Origin of the sequence: Rhodoferax potami (assembly GCF_032193765.1) — a bacterium.
Taxonomy (GTDB): domain Bacteria; phylum Pseudomonadota; class Gammaproteobacteria; order Burkholderiales; family Burkholderiaceae_C; genus Allorhodoferax; species Allorhodoferax potami.
In genome coordinates this window covers 3,090,980-3,104,871 of record NZ_JAVBIJ010000001.1, presented here as the reverse complement: position 1 = coordinate 3,104,871, position 13,892 = coordinate 3,090,980, and the positions used below count along the sequence as shown (strand labels likewise).

At 57.1% G+C, this 13,892-nt stretch carries 16 protein-coding genes and 1 tRNA gene; 11 read left to right on the top strand and 6 right to left on the bottom strand.

The features are described from left to right. Positions 1-8 precede the first annotated feature (8 nt). From RAE21_RS14955 to RAE21_RS14935, 5 genes are read left to right on the top strand one after another with little or no spacing between them, the layout of a single operon-like run. The gene (locus RAE21_RS14955) at positions 9-539 is read left to right on the top strand and encodes a F0F1 ATP synthase subunit delta (protein ID WP_087495436.1); all 531 of its coding nucleotides are present in this window, start codon (positions 9-11) and stop codon (positions 537-539) included. A gap of 48 nt (positions 540-587) precedes the next feature. Continuing rightward, positions 588-2,141: a F0F1 ATP synthase subunit alpha gene (gene atpA, locus RAE21_RS14950; RefSeq protein ID WP_087495435.1), complete on the top strand. Its 1,554-nt coding sequence runs from the start codon at positions 588-590 to the stop codon at positions 2,139-2,141. Positions 2,142-2,170: 29 nt separating this feature from the next. Then, the gene (gene atpG / locus RAE21_RS14945) at positions 2,171-3,049 is read left to right on the top strand and encodes a F0F1 ATP synthase subunit gamma (RefSeq protein ID WP_087495434.1); all 879 of its coding nucleotides are present in this window, start codon (positions 2,171-2,173) and stop codon (positions 3,047-3,049) included. A 58-nt stretch (positions 3,050-3,107) separates the two neighbouring features. Further along, positions 3,108-4,523 (top strand): F0F1 ATP synthase subunit beta, encoded by a 1,416-nt coding sequence (gene atpD, locus RAE21_RS14940; protein ID WP_087495433.1) that lies wholly within the window; start codon positions 3,108-3,110, stop codon positions 4,521-4,523. 3 nt (positions 4,524-4,526) lie between these two features. Then, the gene (locus tag RAE21_RS14935; protein ID WP_313882046.1) at positions 4,527-4,943 is read left to right on the top strand and encodes a F0F1 ATP synthase subunit epsilon; all 417 of its coding nucleotides are present in this window, start codon (positions 4,527-4,529) and stop codon (positions 4,941-4,943) included. 60 nt (positions 4,944-5,003) lie between these two features. On the opposite strand, the gene RAE21_RS14930 is transcribed toward RAE21_RS14935, so the two are convergent. From RAE21_RS14930 to RAE21_RS14920, 3 genes are read right to left on the bottom strand one after another with little or no spacing between them, the layout of a single operon-like run. Further along, entirely contained in the window at positions 5,004-5,519 is a 516-nt protein-coding gene (locus tag RAE21_RS14930) for a TPM domain-containing protein (RefSeq protein ID WP_313882045.1), read from the bottom strand. Then, positions 5,519-6,436, bottom strand: a complete 918-nt coding sequence (locus tag RAE21_RS14925) for a TPM domain-containing protein (RefSeq protein WP_313882044.1) — start codon at positions 6,434-6,436, stop codon at positions 5,519-5,521. The genes RAE21_RS14930 and RAE21_RS14925 overlap by 1 nt, the downstream gene beginning before the upstream one ends. Before the next feature lies 1 nt (position 6,437). Further along, a complete protein-coding gene (locus RAE21_RS14920; RefSeq protein ID WP_313882715.1) occupies positions 6,438-7,070 on the bottom strand; it encodes a LemA family protein in 633 nt (210 codons plus the stop codon). Between the two features lie 79 nt (positions 7,071-7,149). Between RAE21_RS14920 and RAE21_RS14915 the strand changes: the two genes are divergently transcribed. From RAE21_RS14915 to RAE21_RS14905, 3 genes are read left to right on the top strand one after another with little or no spacing between them, the layout of a single operon-like run. Beyond that, positions 7,150-7,605 (top strand): YybH family protein, encoded by a 456-nt coding sequence (locus tag RAE21_RS14915; protein ID WP_313882043.1) that lies wholly within the window; start codon positions 7,150-7,152, stop codon positions 7,603-7,605. 38 nt (positions 7,606-7,643) lie between these two features. Beyond that, a complete protein-coding gene (locus tag RAE21_RS14910) occupies positions 7,644-8,636 on the top strand; it encodes a YheT family hydrolase (RefSeq protein WP_313882042.1) in 993 nt (330 codons plus the stop codon). Next, complete coding sequence (locus RAE21_RS14905) at positions 8,629-9,165, top strand: DUF2946 family protein (protein WP_313882041.1); 537 nt, start codon at positions 8,629-8,631, stop codon at positions 9,163-9,165. The genes RAE21_RS14910 and RAE21_RS14905 overlap by 8 nt, the downstream gene beginning before the upstream one ends. A 101-nt stretch (positions 9,166-9,266) precedes the next feature. On the opposite strand, the gene RAE21_RS14900 is transcribed toward RAE21_RS14905, so the two are convergent. Further along, entirely contained in the window at positions 9,267-9,791 is a 525-nt protein-coding gene (locus RAE21_RS14900; RefSeq protein WP_313882040.1) for a c-type cytochrome, read from the bottom strand. Positions 9,792-9,879: 88 nt separating this feature from the next. Here RAE21_RS14900 and RAE21_RS14895 point away from each other — a divergent pair. Beyond that, a tRNA-Arg gene (locus RAE21_RS14895) sits at positions 9,880-9,955 on the top strand. 75 nt (positions 9,956-10,030) lie between these two features. Here the strand turns inward: RAE21_RS14895 and RAE21_RS14890 are convergent. Both RAE21_RS14890 and pobA read right to left on the bottom strand, forming a co-directional pair. Beyond that, positions 10,031-11,269 (bottom strand): EAL and HDOD domain-containing protein, encoded by a 1,239-nt coding sequence (locus tag RAE21_RS14890; protein WP_313882039.1) that lies wholly within the window; start codon positions 11,267-11,269, stop codon positions 10,031-10,033. Positions 11,270-11,361: 92 nt separating this feature from the next. Beyond that, a complete protein-coding gene (gene pobA / locus RAE21_RS14885; protein ID WP_313882038.1) occupies positions 11,362-12,534 on the bottom strand; it encodes a 4-hydroxybenzoate 3-monooxygenase in 1,173 nt (390 codons plus the stop codon). A 124-nt stretch (positions 12,535-12,658) separates the two neighbouring features. Between pobA and RAE21_RS14880 the strand changes: the two genes are divergently transcribed. Both RAE21_RS14880 and RAE21_RS14875 read left to right on the top strand, forming a co-directional pair. Further along, complete coding sequence (locus RAE21_RS14880) at positions 12,659-13,474, top strand: IclR family transcriptional regulator domain-containing protein (RefSeq protein WP_313882037.1); 816 nt, start codon at positions 12,659-12,661, stop codon at positions 13,472-13,474. A 114-nt stretch (positions 13,475-13,588) separates the two neighbouring features. After that, the gene (locus RAE21_RS14875) at positions 13,589-13,807 is read left to right on the top strand and encodes a hypothetical protein (RefSeq protein ID WP_313882036.1); all 219 of its coding nucleotides are present in this window, start codon (positions 13,589-13,591) and stop codon (positions 13,805-13,807) included. Positions 13,808-13,892: the final 85 nt, after the last annotated feature.

The window sequence follows — 13,892 nt, the reverse complement described above, 5'->3', positions numbered from 1 at the left end:
GGAATCACATGGCTGAACTTGCCACCATCGCCAGGCCTTATGCCGAAGCTTTGTTCAAGGCTACGCAAGCGGACTTGAGCGCTGCAGCTGTGTGGCTGGACGAACTTGCTGAAGTTGCGCGCAACAGCCAACTGCAGCAATTCGCCGGCAACCCCAATAGCTCCAACACTCAAGTTTTTGACTTGGTTGCCGGAGTTATCAAGGCTGCATTGCCTGAGCAGGGAAAGAACTTCCTGCGCACTGTGATCGATAACGGACGCCTCGCAGCGTTGCCGGAAATCGCAGCCCAGTTCCGTGCACTGAAGAACGCCCAAGGCGGCTTTTCTGATGCCGTTGTGTACAGCGCCTTCCCGATCGATGCAGCTGCATTGGCGGAAGTCGCCGCTTCTCTCGAGAAGCGTTTCGGCCGCAAACTCAACCTTTCCGTTGAGTTGGACGCTGAATTGATCGGCGGGATCCGCGTGGTGGTGGGTGACGAAGTTCTTGACACATCCGTCAAGGCCCGTCTGGAACAAATGAAAGTGGCTCTTTCAGCGTAAGGCTTAGCCTTTCGCTGTCAGCCCAACCAAAGAAAGAAGGAAAGAGTCATGCAACTCAATCCCGCAGAAATTTCTGAATTGATCAAGAGCCGCATTGACGGTTTGTCCGCGAGCGCAGACATCCGCAACCAAGGTACCGTGGTTTCTGTGACCGACGGTATCTGCCGCATTCACGGTCTGTCCGACGTGATGCAGGGCGAAATGTTGGAATTCCCCGCTGGTAGCGATGGCTTGCCCACCTACGGCTTGGCACTGAACCTGGAACGTGATTCCGTGGGTTCCGTGATCTTGGGTGAGTACGAGCACATCTCTGAAGGCGACACTGTGAAATGCACAGGCCGCATCTTGGAAGTGCCCGTGGGTCCCGAGTTGCGTGGCCGCGTGGTAAACGCGCTGGGTCAGCCTATCGACGGCAAAGGTCCTATCAACGCCAAGATGACTGACGTGATCGAAAAGGTGGCACCTGGTGTGATCGCCCGCGAATCCGTGAGCCAGCCTATGCAGACCGGCCTGAAGTCTATCGACTCCATGGTTCCCGTCGGCCGTGGTCAGCGCGAATTGATCATCGGTGACCGTCAGACCGGCAAGACTGCCGTGGCGATTGACGCGATCATCAACCAGAAGGGTCAAAACATGACCTGCGTGTACGTAGCGATCGGTCAGAAGGCTTCTTCTGTCAAGAACGTGGTGCGCGCACTGGAACAAGCCGGTGCCATGGAGTACACCATTGTGGTGGCTGCTACTGCCTCTGAGTCTGCAGCGATGCAGTACGTGTCTGCCTACTCGGGCTGCACCATGGGCGAGTACTTCCGTGACCGTGGCGAAGACGCCCTGATCGTGTACGACGACTTGTCCAAGCAAGCCGTGGCCTATCGCCAAGTTTCCTTGCTGTTGCGTCGTCCTCCAGGCCGCGAAGCTTACCCCGGCGACGTGTTCTATCTCCACAGCCGTTTGCTGGAACGCGCAGCTCGCGTGAACGCTGACTACGTGGAAGCTTTCACCAAGGGCGCCGTGAAGGGCAAGACCGGTTCTTTGACCGCATTGCCAATCATCGAAACCCAAGCAGGTGACGTGTCTGCCTTCGTTCCTACCAACGTGATTTCCATTACTGACGGTCAGATCTTCTTGGAAACCTCGTTGTTCAACGCCGGTATCCGCCCCGCTATCAACGCCGGTATCTCCGTGTCCCGCGTCGGTGGCGCAGCGCAAACCAAGCTGGTGAAGAACCTGTCCGGTGGTATCCGTACCGACTTGGCCCAGTACCGTGAACTGGCAGCGTTCGCGCAGTTCGCTTCCGATCTGGACGAAGCTACCCGCAAGCAGCTTGACCGTGGTGCACGCGTGACCGAATTGCTGAAGCAAGCCCAGTACAGCCCCCTGACCATCAGCTTGATGGGCGCTACGCTGTTTGCCGTGAACAAAGGTTTCATGGACGACATCGAAGTGAAAAAGGTGCTGGCGTTCGAACACGGCCTGCATGCTTTCCTGAAGGACAAGCACGCGGCCCTGTTGGCCAAGCTGGAAGCAGACAAGGCCATGGACAAGGATGCTGAAGCCGAGTTGAACGCTGCAATTGCTGCGTTCAAGAAGTCTTTCGCCTAATTCCGACCTGATGACCCAAGGAGCCTTGTATGGCAGCAGGTAAGGAAATACGCGGCAAGATCAAATCGGTGGAAAACACCAAGAAGATCACCAAGGCCATGGAAATGGTGGCCGCATCCAAAATGCGCAAGGCGCAGGACCGGATGCGGGCTGCCCGTCCGTATAGCGACAAGATTCGCAATATTGCTACCAACCTCGGCAAGGCCAATCCGGAATACACGCACGCATTCATGCAGACCAACGACGCAAAGACCTCCGGGTTTATCGTTGTAACCACAGACAAGGGTCTGTGCGGTGGTATGAACACCAACGTGCTGCGTTCGGTGACCGGCAAGCTGCGTGATTTGCAGGCTGCAGGCGTTTCGGCGCAAGCAGTGGCAATCGGTAACAAGGGCTTGGGTTTCTTGAACCGTGTGGGCGCCAAAGTGGTTTCGCACGCAACCCAGTTGGGCGATACGCCCCACCTCGACAAGCTGATCGGGCCTGTCAAGGTTTTGCTGGATGCGTATGTCAAGGGTGAAGTGAATGCGGTGTACCTGTGCTACACCAAGTTCATCAACACCATGAAGCAGGAGCCCGTGGTTCAGCAGTTGTTGCCTCTGTCTGCTGCGCAGATGGAAGCTGAATCTCAAGCCAGTGGTTCCAACCACGCTTGGGATTACATCTACGAACCCGATGCGCAAGCGGTGATTGACGATCTGTTGACCCGTTACGTCGAGGCACTGGTGTACCAGGCCGTGGCCGAAAACATGGCGTCCGAGCAATCGGCGCGCATGGTGGCCATGAAGGCTGCGACGGACAACGCTGGAAGCGTGATTGGTGAACTGAAGCTGGTCTACAACAAGACCCGCCAAGCCGCCATTACCAAAGAGTTGTCGGAAATCGTGGCCGGTGCCGCGGCGGTGTAAACCATACCGCACGGAAGCATCTGAGTTTTTGTTAAAGATTTAATTTTTGGAGCGAAAAATGGCTCAAGCTAACTCCCAAGTCCAGGGAAAAATTGTTCAGTGTATTGGCGCGGTGGTGGACGTTGAGTTCCCACGTGACAAGATGCCCGGCATTTATGACGCGCTGAAGATGGAAGGCTCCACCCTGACGCTGGAAGTTCAGCAGCAGCTGGGTGACGGCATCGTCCGTACCATCGCTTTGGGATCTTCCGATGGCCTGCGCCGCGGCATGATCGTGTCCAACACCGAGAAGCCGATCATGGTCCCCGTGGGCCAGGCTACTTTGGGTCGTATCATGGACGTGCTGGGTGCACCCATCGACGAACGTGGTCCTGTAGCTTCCGAGCTGACAGCTTCTATCCACCGCAAGGCTCCTACATACGACGAACTGAGCCCTTCACAAGAGCTGCTGGAAACCGGCATCAAGGTGATTGACTTGGTTTGCCCGTTCGCCAAGGGCGGTAAGGTCGGTCTGTTCGGTGGTGCCGGTGTGGGCAAGACCGTGAACATGATGGAACTGATCAACAACATCGCCAAGGCCCACAGCGGTTTGTCCGTGTTTGCCGGTGTGGGTGAGCGTACCCGTGAAGGTAACGATTTCTATCACGAGATGGCTGACTCCGGTGTTGTGAATCTGGAAGACCTGCCCAAGTCCAAAGTGGCGATGGTGTACGGCCAGATGAACGAGCCACCAGGCAACCGTTTGCGTGTTGCTCTGACCGGTTTGACCATTGCGGAATCCTTCCGTGACGAAGGCCGTGACGTGTTGTTCTTCGTGGACAACATCTACCGTTACACCTTGGCCGGTACCGAAGTGTCCGCTCTGCTGGGTCGTATGCCTTCTGCTGTGGGCTACCAGCCTACATTGGCCGAAGAAATGGGCCGTCTGCAAGAGCGTATTACTTCTACCAAAGTGGGTTCCATCACTTCCATCCAGGCCGTTTACGTGCCTGCCGATGACTTGACCGATCCGTCGCCTGCGACCACCTTCGCTCACTTGGACTCCACCGTGGTGTTGTCGCGTGACATCGCTTCTTTGGGTATTTATCCTGCTGTGGATCCTCTGGACTCCACCAGCCGCCAGTTGGACCCCAATGTGGTGGGTGAAGAGCACTACAACACTGCCCGTGCAGTGCAGGGTACTCTGCAGCGCTACAAGGAATTGCGTGACATCATCGCGATTCTGGGTATGGACGAATTGGCCCCTGAAGACAAGCTGACTGTGGCACGCGCTCGTAAGATCCAGCGTTTCCTGTCCCAGCCTTTCCACGTGGCTGAAGTGTTCACCGGCTCTCCCGGCAAGTACGTGACCTTGGCTGAAACCATCCGTGGTTTCAAGATGATCGTTGCCGGCGAATGTGACCACCTGCCAGAACAAGCGTTCTACATGGTCGGTACCATTGACGAAGCGTTCGAAAAAGCCAAGAAGGTTTAAGTCATGAACACCATCCACGTTGATGTGGTCAGTGCAGAAGAGTCCATCTTCTCCGGTGAAGCCGTCTTCGTGGCGCTTCCAGGTGAGGCTGGCGAGTTGGGCATCAAGCCCCGCCACACGCCCCTGATCACGCGCATCAAGCCCGGCTCGGTGCGCATTCAAAAAGCCGATGGCAGCGAAGAGTTTGTGTTCGTAGCCGGCGGCCTGTTGGAAGTGCAGCCTAACTGCGTGACTGTGTTGTCGGACACTGCCATTCGCGGCAAGGATCTGGACGAGGAAAAATCCAATGCTGCCAAAGCGGCTGCGGAAGAAGCCTTGAAGAATGCCAAGAGCGAAATCGACATCGCCCGTATCCAGTCGGAAATCGCTGTGATGGCCGCAGAGATCTCGGCAGCACGCAAGTTCTTGAAGAAGAAATAAGCTCTGTTGCTTGAACAAAAAAGCCACCCTCGGGTGGCTTTTTTTATGGGCTGAACATCACTACTGGAGGGTAGGTGTGTCGCTGATCTCGTTCGTCGGCGTTCTACCTTGAGTGACGGGAAAGTGTTCGGCCAGCAACGTCGACATCTCACCCAGAAACTCGAGCATGCCCACTTCTATATCGCTTGATTGCACATGCTGTGCCATTCGAGACAGCATCGACTCCCACTGAGCGCCATCGATGGCACGTTGTACAGCACGATCAAAGACAAGCTCCACGGAACGTTCAGCCAGACAAAGATAGATAAGCAGGCCGTTGTTTTCTTCGGTATCCCAAATGCCTTTGGACGCAAACAAATCCTTTGCACGCATTTCGAGCAGCGCCGACATTTCTCGCTTGCGCCACAAGTAGGAAGTTGGCAAAGAGCTTTCGATATGTAGGCTAACCTGTGCGCTGTGAGCCTGCTCACTACGTCGAATTCCTTCGGCTAAGCGCTCGACAAACCCGTGCGGAAGACGAAGGGCAGCGTCGTCCAACCAGCGATGTCTAATCCATCGAAGCAGGCGGATTTCCATTACCAACCTCCTGAGGCGCCACCACCGCCAAAATTGCCGCCGCCTCCCGATCTGAAGCTGCCGGCAGAGGAGCTGCCCGCGTCGTGCCCGGAGGTGGTGCCGGTGCCAAAAGACAAGCCCGATGCATGGTGACCCATAGATCTGGTGCTAGCGCGACTCATCATGATCGAAAGCATAAAGCCGCCTACGCCCGCAATCAGGCAGCTCAGCCACCATTGAGTGACATAAAACACCAATGCAGCCGACAAAACACCGACCACAGCAGAGCCGAGGCGAGTACCCAAGGCCTGCCGGGCCATCGTGCCTCCGATGGCAGAGGCAAAGAAGACAAATACGCCAAGTTCCACCCAATTGAAGTTCTGCGCGTGTGCCCCGGAACCAGAAGGCCCCTGCGGGGCAGGTAGCCCTTCCGCTTTAATAAAAGATGCTAGGGCCGCTACGCCATTACGTAATCCGCCAAGGTAGTCTCCCTCCGCAAAACGTGGAGCCATTTGCTGTTGGATCACGCGCCCTGCCATCACGTCAGGAATGGCTCCTTCGAGAGCCTTGGCCACCTCAATGCGAATCCGCCGGTCGTTCTTGGCTACGAGGATCAGCAGGCCGTCACCCTCCAGCTTTCGGCCGACCTTCCATTCATTAGCCACCCTGTTGGCCAATGCCGCAATGTCCTCGCCGCCACTGCTGGGCAGAAGCCAGATCACTAACTGGCTACCTGTATCAGTCTCGATAGCAGCCAACTCCGCTTCAAGTTGCCGAATCTCCTCGGCTTGTAAAGTGCCACTGGTATCCGTGACCCGAGCCTGAAGTGCAGGAACGGCGATCACACCCGCGGCATGCGACCCCAGCCCGACGCCCCACATCACCATGCCGAACAGCAAGGTAACAAGGCCGCGCGACCATCGGTTCCGCAGTTCCATGCTATTTTTTCTCGAAGTCCACGGTCGGCGGTACGGTGATGGCGGCTTCATTCGCAACCGCTAAAGTGGGTTTTGGCTGATACCCTAGGACGGACGCCGTGAGGTTGCTAGGAAAGCTACGCGCCAGGATGTTGTAATCCTGCACACTTTGGATGTAACGATTACGGGCCACCGTGATGCGGTTTTCGGTTCCTTCCAGTTGGACACGCAGATCACTAAAGCCTTGGTTTGCCTTCAAGTTGGGATACTGCTCGCTCACTACCAGCAGTCGGCTCAAAGCTCCACCCAGTTCTCCCTGAGCCTTCTGAAACTTGGAAAAAGCCTCCGGATTATTCAAAGTCTCGGGAGTCACTTGCATGCTGGTTGCCTTAGCGCGAGCCTCCACCACTTTGGTAAGGGTGTCCTGCTCGAAAGCGGCTTCACCCTTAACGGTAGCCACGATGTTGGGCACCAGGTCAGCGCGCCGCTGGTATTGGTTGAGCACTTCGCTCCACGCAGCCTTGGACTGTTCATCCAAGCGCTGAAACTCGTTGTACCCACAGCCTGACAAAACCAGCGCAAATCCGAGTGCGGCTGCATACGCTGTGAACCGTGCGAACAAATTCCCTTTGTGGGGTGTGTATCGATACACCATGAAAAACTCCTGAACTGAAGTGCTCATCCTACTGTACCCTGACCCTTCAGGACCATGACAGATACGCGAGAATGCGAATATGCCTAAAAACCCAGCAAAAATGCACGCCGCTATTGGCGGAACGCCTGATGAAATTGAAGCCGCTTTCTACGAAGCGATGCAGCTTGGCGACATCGACAAGCTGATGGCGTGTTGGGCGGACGAAGATGACATCGCGTGTATCCATCCCGGTGGTACCCGATTGATCGGCGTGGGTGCGATCCGCGCCGCATTCGAGGCGATGTTCGCGCACGGGGGGGCTATCCATGTAAAGCCGGAACATATTCGTCGGGTGGAGTCCCTGGCCAGTGCGGTTCACCATGTGCTGGAAACCGTGGAGATTCTTACGCCCGAAGGCCCTAGCAAAGCGCATGTTGTTGCTACTAACGTGTACCACAAGACTCCGCAAGGCTGGCGGCTCGTCGTACACCACGCGAGCCCGGGGAGCCCTGAAGATGCAGCCCAGCACCATCAAACACCACAGGTTCTCCATTGAATAGCGGCAGCACGCCCATGAAAAAAGCGCCAAGCGCTATGAATTATGTAGCGCCTTCTTGGTTGCCGGGTGGCAATCTCCAGACCATTTGGCCGGCCTTGTACTCGCGACGCGTCTTCGGCCCGCATCCGGAATACCGCCGGGAGCGCTGGAGTACCCCCGACCGAGACTTTGTGGATGTGGATTGGCTGGTCACACCAGCACTGGCAGAGCGCCCGCTCCTGGTGCTGTTTCACGGGCTCGAGGGCAGTTCGCGCAGCCATTACGCCGAAGCCTTTGCGGACTATGCACGCGCACAAGGCTATGCCTACGCCGTGCCCCATTTTCGGGGCTGCAGCGGCGAGCTGAATCTGGCGCCCCGCGCTTACCATTCCGGGGACTATGAAGAAATAGGCTGGATCCTCGACCAGTTCCGCAAACGCCATCAGGGCCCCATCATCGCAGCCGGCGTGTCCTTGGGTGGCAATGCCCTGCTGCGATGGGCCGAGGAGGCCGGTGACACAGCAGGCCAAACGGCCCAAGCTGTTGCGGCCGTGTGTTCGCCCATCGACCTTGCCGCAGGTGGCTACGCCATCGGACGCGGCTTTAACCGGTGGGTGTACACCCGCATGTTCTTAAACACCATGGTCCCCAAGGCGCTGCAAAAGCTGGCCCAGTTCCCCGGCTTGTTTGATGGCGACGCCTTGCGCGCCGCCAAAGACCTCTACGAGTTTGACAATCTGTTCACTGCGCCCCTCCACGGCTTCAGCAGTACCGAAGACTATTGGGCCCGTGGCTCCGCCAAGCCGCACTTGTCACGCATTCGCATACCTGCGCTGGTGGTGAATGCGCGCAACGATCCATTTGTGCCCGCGTGGAGTCTTCCCTCGCAGGCTGATGTTGGCGACTTTGTGACCTTGTGGCAACCAGCGCATGGAGGCCATGTCGGCTTCCCACATGGAAACGTGCCGGGTCATGTTCGTACCATGCCAGAGGCGGTGGGCAACTGGCTCGCTTCAGCATTGCCCGGCGGGGAGCGCGCCCATGGATGACATTGTGAAACAAGCCATGGCCAAGTGGCCAAACGTGCCTGATTGCTATGGCTGGCTTGGGCTGGATGGACGCGGCGATTGGTACCTGCGGGACGACGCCGCGCAGGCCAATGGGGCCTTTGCATCCAATATTTTGGAAGCGCGAGGTAGCCGCTTACAGCATGAAAAACTGATCGACTTTATCCAACGGAACTATGCCGCCGATGCATTGGGTTGCTGGTACTTTCAGAATGGGCCGCAGCGGGTGTATGTGGAGCTGATGCACACACCTTGGATCTGGCGCATTCAACCTGACGGACAGGTTCGCGCCCATACGGGAGCACCAGTGTCTGTGTTGGAAAGCTATATCGACGAGCAAGGCTTGCTGTACTTGCAAACCAGCTTGGGCGTTGGACTGGTTCACACCGCGGATATGGCCCACGCAGCCGCCCATGTCGAGCAGGGCGTGTGGGTGCCCAGCGAAATTACCAGTGACTGGTTGGCTGTGCATTTCCAGTTTGTGCGTAGCCCGCTTGCAGCCCATGCCTGATTTGAATATTGCTATTAAATAAATAGCAGAGTGTGCAAATTCTATAAGGGCTAGAAACAAAAAAAGCCGACTCGCGTCGGCTTTTTCGATGGGACGAAAGATTACTTCGCCTCTGGCTCTGGCTTCTTCGGCTCGTCGAATTTGCCGCCACCCGCGTTCGCCAGGAACACGACAGCACGCCCGATTTCGTAGTCAGAAAAATCGCCGCCCGCCTGCGCACCCATGGCGCCTTTGCCCTTAATGGCTGAGTTGTAGAGAGCTTCGAAGCCTGTCTTGACGCGTGCACCCCAAGCGCTCGCATCGCCAAATTTAGGCGCGCCGGCAGCGCCCACTGCATGGCAGGCCGCGCACTGGGCTTTGTAGACCTCTTCACCGGACTTCATCTCGCGGTTGGCATCGCGGATCTCGACCATGCCGATCTTTTGAATGCGCTCGGCAGTGGCCTTTTCTACATTCACAGAGCCTGCTGCAGGTTTGTTGGCCGAGGTCACGTAATACACCAAACCAATGATCACGAAGATTGGAATGACAAACGAGAAAAACGCCGCCAACAACAATTGCTTGGGGGTTTTGACGGGGCCCGTGTGGTCTTCTTCGTGCGCAGTTGCTTGGCTGTTGTCGCTCATGGGTGTCCTCAAATTAATCGGGGGCTTTCAAACTGCTGGCAATTATAGCGGTCGGCCTTCTGAAACCACCTACAATCCACGCACTCTTGCGGCTGTAGCTCAGTGGATAGAGTATTGGCCTCCGAAGCCAAGGGTCGTGGGTTCGATCCCCGCCAGCCGCACCATATTTACGATTCAAAAACCCGCTGTTTTTGAACTCCGCGCTTCACGAAGCGCCGCCACGGACGGTGGCACTTCAGTCAGGCGGCAAGGCTATCTGCCCAGACCAACGCTTCCATGTGCGCAATGTTGACTTGCTTCAGGGTGAAGGGAAGTCTTGCAAACGCGTTACTGAATTCCGTCTCCTCGTCTGACTCACACGCGCAAACCAAGGCCAGCAGATCCCCAAAAGCGCCTTGGCCTGTGAGCAGGGTTTCTGCCACGCTTTCATCTAATGCCAATTGCGCCAGCAGCTCCGGCATCGGTCTGCCCAGTAGCGTGTCGAGCTGTGACAGCAGCCCTACCAAAAAAGCGGAATCAGCGGTGTCTACGCCACTTTGTTGGAGCGCGAGCAGCTCCATCATGCGGCCACGAACGACAGCCGCAGTACCCGGAATGCTGGCATGTGCACTGGTGTTGGTGAGCACGAGGGCTGACCAGCGAACCAGCCGCTCGTAGCCGATCAACATCACGGCCTGCCGCAATGATGTGACTTTTTGAGGCAACCCGGTACTGGCTGCGTTGATGATCCGCAGCAAGCTCACGCCCAGACCTGCATCCTTTTTGAGGGCAGTTTCTACCTCGACCAACTCTGCGCCGGATCTGAGCAGTTGAAAGAGGTGTATTGCGCTGGCCTGCGCGGGGGTCAGCACTTTGGATTGGGTGGTCTCGGGCACGGAGAGCCAATAGCCTTGGAATTCAGTCACGCCCAAAGCCAGCATGCTTTCAAATTGCGTTTGCTGCTCAATCTTCTCGGCAATCAATACTGCGTTGGTTCTCACTCTGGTTGCGTGCACTAGCGGCTTGTATTGCGCCGGCTCGATGCGTCCGACATCGAGTTTCACGAAGTCTGCCAAGCCTTGCCATGGCTTGTACACGGGTGCGACCACACTATGTTTGAAGGCCAAGCGAAAGCCGCGCGCTTTGAGCGCTTGGAGGGCCGGCACCAGCGCCTGCGCAAAGTCAGCGCTGTGGTGCGGTGCTGGGCTGACCTCCACCACCGTGCGGGTGGGGGGTAAAAAATCCCACTGTTGGCCGGTCAGCCCCTTGTGGACCGAGTGGATGAAGATGTCGTGCTTTTGTGTTGAAAAGGGTGCACCGCTTTGGGCGACTGCGTGCAGGGCCAGCGCCAGATCGCTGGCCTCTGAGTGTTCGTTCGCCCGGGTCGAGCGGTTGAACAGTTGGTACGCCAGTACCGATCGCTCAGGGCTGACGATGGGCTGCCGGGCGATCGACATTTTGTCTAACAGCTCAGGCAGCGGGGTAGGTGGCTCGTTCATGCTAAGTGGGGTCGATGCGTGACCACACTAGGCTAACGTAGACCCTTTGCACTGACAAGTCAGGTACGGGCGCAACCTGCGGTGCTGTAAGGCTACAAGGGCAACCCCACATAGTTTTCTGCAAGCGCTGTAGAAGCGGCCTGGGACTGCACCAGATACTCCAACTCTGCGTTTTGCAACTTCTGCCCGATGGCACCATCGGCAGAGAACCGGTGCATCAAGCTGGTGAACCACCAGGAGAAGCGCTCGCCCTTCCAGATTCTGGCCAAGCAGCGTTGCGAGTAGTGGTCTATGCCTGCTGAGGATCGCTCGGCAAAGTACTCAATCAGCGCTGTGGACAGGTACTTGACGTCTGTGGCGGCGAGGTTCAGGCCCTTCGCGCCGGTAGGGGGGACGATGTGCGCCGCATCCCCGGCGAGGAAAAGTCGGCCGAATCGCATAGGCTCCGCCACAAAGCTGCGTAATGGAGCAATGCTCTTTTCCAGCGAGGGGCCGGTGATCAGTGTCTCGGCCGCGTGCGGGTCGAGCCGCAGGCGCAACTCATTCCAGAACGCATCATCCGACCAATTTTCGACCTTGTCCGTCAAGGGCACCTGCAGGTAGTAACGGCTCCGGGTCATGCTGCGCTGAGAGCACAAGGCAAACCCCCGTTCGCTGTTGGCGTAAATCAGTTCATGGTGGACCGGCGGAGTGTCAGCCAGCAGGCCCAGCCAGCCGAAGGGGTACACCTTTTCGTATTCGGTCACGGCACCGGGAGGAAGGCTCGCACGGCAAACGCCATGAAAGCCATCGCATCCGGCGATGAAGTCGCAGTCCAAGGTGTGCCATTGACCGTCTTCTTGGTAGCGCACCTGGGGGTGTGTCGTGTCGTAGTCGTGAATCGAGACCTCTTTGGCTTCGTAGACTGTCTTCAGTCCCGCGGCAGCACGAGCGGCCATCAAATCCCGGGTGACCTCGGTTTGGCCATAGACCATGACCTGCTGCCCGCCCGTCAAAGCCCGAAGGTCGATCCGATGGCGTTCACCGCCGAACAGCAAATCGAAACCCGTGTGCGGCAATCCTTCCTGGTGCATGCGCGCGCCCACTCCGGCCTCGTCGAGCAGATCTGTAGTGACTTGTTCCAACACGCCGGCTCGAATGCGCGAGCGCACATAGTCGGCGCTCTGCCGCTCAATGATGACGGTGTCGATGCCTGCTTTGTGCAGGAGTTGCCCCAATAACAAGCCCGATGGGCCTGCGCCAATGATTGCCACTTGTGTCCGCATGTCTGCTCCTTTTGATTGAGCGAAAGGTTATCGGCGCGGCGGTATTTTGGGGTCTGGTGCGACGGGCTTTTGTGCGATCAATAGAATCGATGTGCGAATATCGCGCAAAAACAGGAGTTGAGTGATGTCTGACGCCCCGGATGCAGATGCCCCATTTGTGGTTGCCAAAGCAGACCTGATTGCCGGTATGGCCAAAGGCATGGCGGTGCTGGAGAGCTTTGATACAGAGCGGCAGCGTTTGAACGCGACCTTGGCCGCTCAAAGGGCAGGGATCACCCGGGCAGCCGCGCGCAGGCATTTGCTGACGCTGACCGCACTGGGTTACCTGGAGACGGACGGGAGCTACTTTTGGTTGTCCAGCAAGGTTTTGCGCTTCTCCGGCACCTACCTGTCCTCGGCGCGGTTTCCCCGGGTGGTGCAGCCCGCGCTCAACCGCCTGGCGGCACATACGCAAGAGTCGTTTTCTGCGGTGGTGTTGGATGGCAGCGAAGTGGTGATCGTGGCCCGCAGTGGGAACGATTGGCGCAGCTCACCCGCAGGCAAGACCCAGGTGCTCGCGTATGGCTTGCACCTGGGCGCGAGACTGCCTGCGCACGCTACCTCGACCGGGCGGGTGCTTTTGGCCGGGCTGTCTGATGCGGCTCTGGCCCAGTGGTTGTCCGCCCACCCTTTGCGGCGTTTGACGTCGCACACCGTGACAGACCCCGCGGTGCTCAAGGCGCAGGTCGAGGCGGCGCGCAAGGCAGACTACAGCGTGGCCTTCCAGGAGCACGAACTCGGTGTGCAGGCTTTGGCGGTCCCTTTGCGCAACCCGGAGGGCAAGGTTGTCGGTGCGTTGAATGTCGTAGCCGCTCCACACCGGTGGCAGCCCGAGGAATTCAGGCTCGCCTTGCTACCCGTCTTGCAAGATGCCGCTCAAGAGTTGCGTGCGCTACTGTGATAGTTTGAATACGTCAACTGAGAAGTAGCCCCGAAGAGCGCAACTACATTTTCTTTCGGCGGGTTTATGAAAATGTTATATTTTATTTAAATTGATTTAAATAAATTTACAGCCATGCAAAAATCTTCTGAAACAGTGGAAGTATTGCCTTTCAGTTTTTGGTTAAATCCAAACGTGGTGCCTTATCTGCGGAGTGAAGGCGTGGCTGCCTCTGGAAAGGCGGAGGGCGCCAGCGATGGGGTGCAAATTCCGTTCAATAAAGCACCACTTGAATCCGCAGTACTTGCTGCCGAGTCAGAAAAGCACGGTCGAAATACGAATATTTCTCGATAGGTTGTTGCTGTGTTTATTGACAAATAAACTGTTAATAAATTGGTAAATTAACGACGTTTTGCGGATGTGCGGCTGCGCCAAAGTG

Coding starts and splice junctions, on each gene's coding strand:
- RAE21_RS14920 (WP_313882715.1), bottom strand. CDS start 7,070: ATGGTGTATCGATACACACCCCACAAAGGGAATTTGTTCGCACGGTTC.
- RAE21_RS14925 (WP_313882044.1), bottom strand. CDS start 6,436: ATGGAACTGCGGAACCGATGGTCGCGCGGCCTTGTTACCTTGCTGTTC.
- RAE21_RS14930 (WP_313882045.1), bottom strand. CDS start 5,519: ATGGAAATCCGCCTGCTTCGATGGATTAGACATCGCTGGTTGGACGAC.
- atpG (WP_087495434.1), top strand. CDS start 2,171: ATGGCAGCAGGTAAGGAAATACGCGGCAAGATCAAATCGGTGGAAAAC.
- RAE21_RS14875 (WP_313882036.1), top strand. CDS start 13,589: ATGCAAAAATCTTCTGAAACAGTGGAAGTATTGCCTTTCAGTTTTTGG.
- RAE21_RS14955 (WP_087495436.1), top strand. CDS start 9: ATGGCTGAACTTGCCACCATCGCCAGGCCTTATGCCGAAGCTTTGTTC.
- RAE21_RS14910 (WP_313882042.1), top strand. CDS start 7,644: ATGAATTATGTAGCGCCTTCTTGGTTGCCGGGTGGCAATCTCCAGACC.
- RAE21_RS14905 (WP_313882041.1), top strand. CDS start 8,629: ATGGATGACATTGTGAAACAAGCCATGGCCAAGTGGCCAAACGTGCCT.
- RAE21_RS14935 (WP_313882046.1), top strand. CDS start 4,527: ATGAACACCATCCACGTTGATGTGGTCAGTGCAGAAGAGTCCATCTTC.
- RAE21_RS14880 (WP_313882037.1), top strand. CDS start 12,659: ATGTCTGACGCCCCGGATGCAGATGCCCCATTTGTGGTTGCCAAAGCA.
- RAE21_RS14900 (WP_313882040.1), bottom strand. CDS start 9,791: ATGAGCGACAACAGCCAAGCAACTGCGCACGAAGAAGACCACACGGGC.
- pobA (WP_313882038.1), bottom strand. CDS start 12,534: ATGCGGACACAAGTGGCAATCATTGGCGCAGGCCCATCGGGCTTGTTA.
- atpD (WP_087495433.1), top strand. CDS start 3,108: ATGGCTCAAGCTAACTCCCAAGTCCAGGGAAAAATTGTTCAGTGTATT.
- RAE21_RS14890 (WP_313882039.1), bottom strand. CDS start 11,269: ATGAACGAGCCACCTACCCCGCTGCCTGAGCTGTTAGACAAAATGTCG.
- atpA (WP_087495435.1), top strand. CDS start 588: ATGCAACTCAATCCCGCAGAAATTTCTGAATTGATCAAGAGCCGCATT.
- RAE21_RS14915 (WP_313882043.1), top strand. CDS start 7,150: ATGCCTAAAAACCCAGCAAAAATGCACGCCGCTATTGGCGGAACGCCT.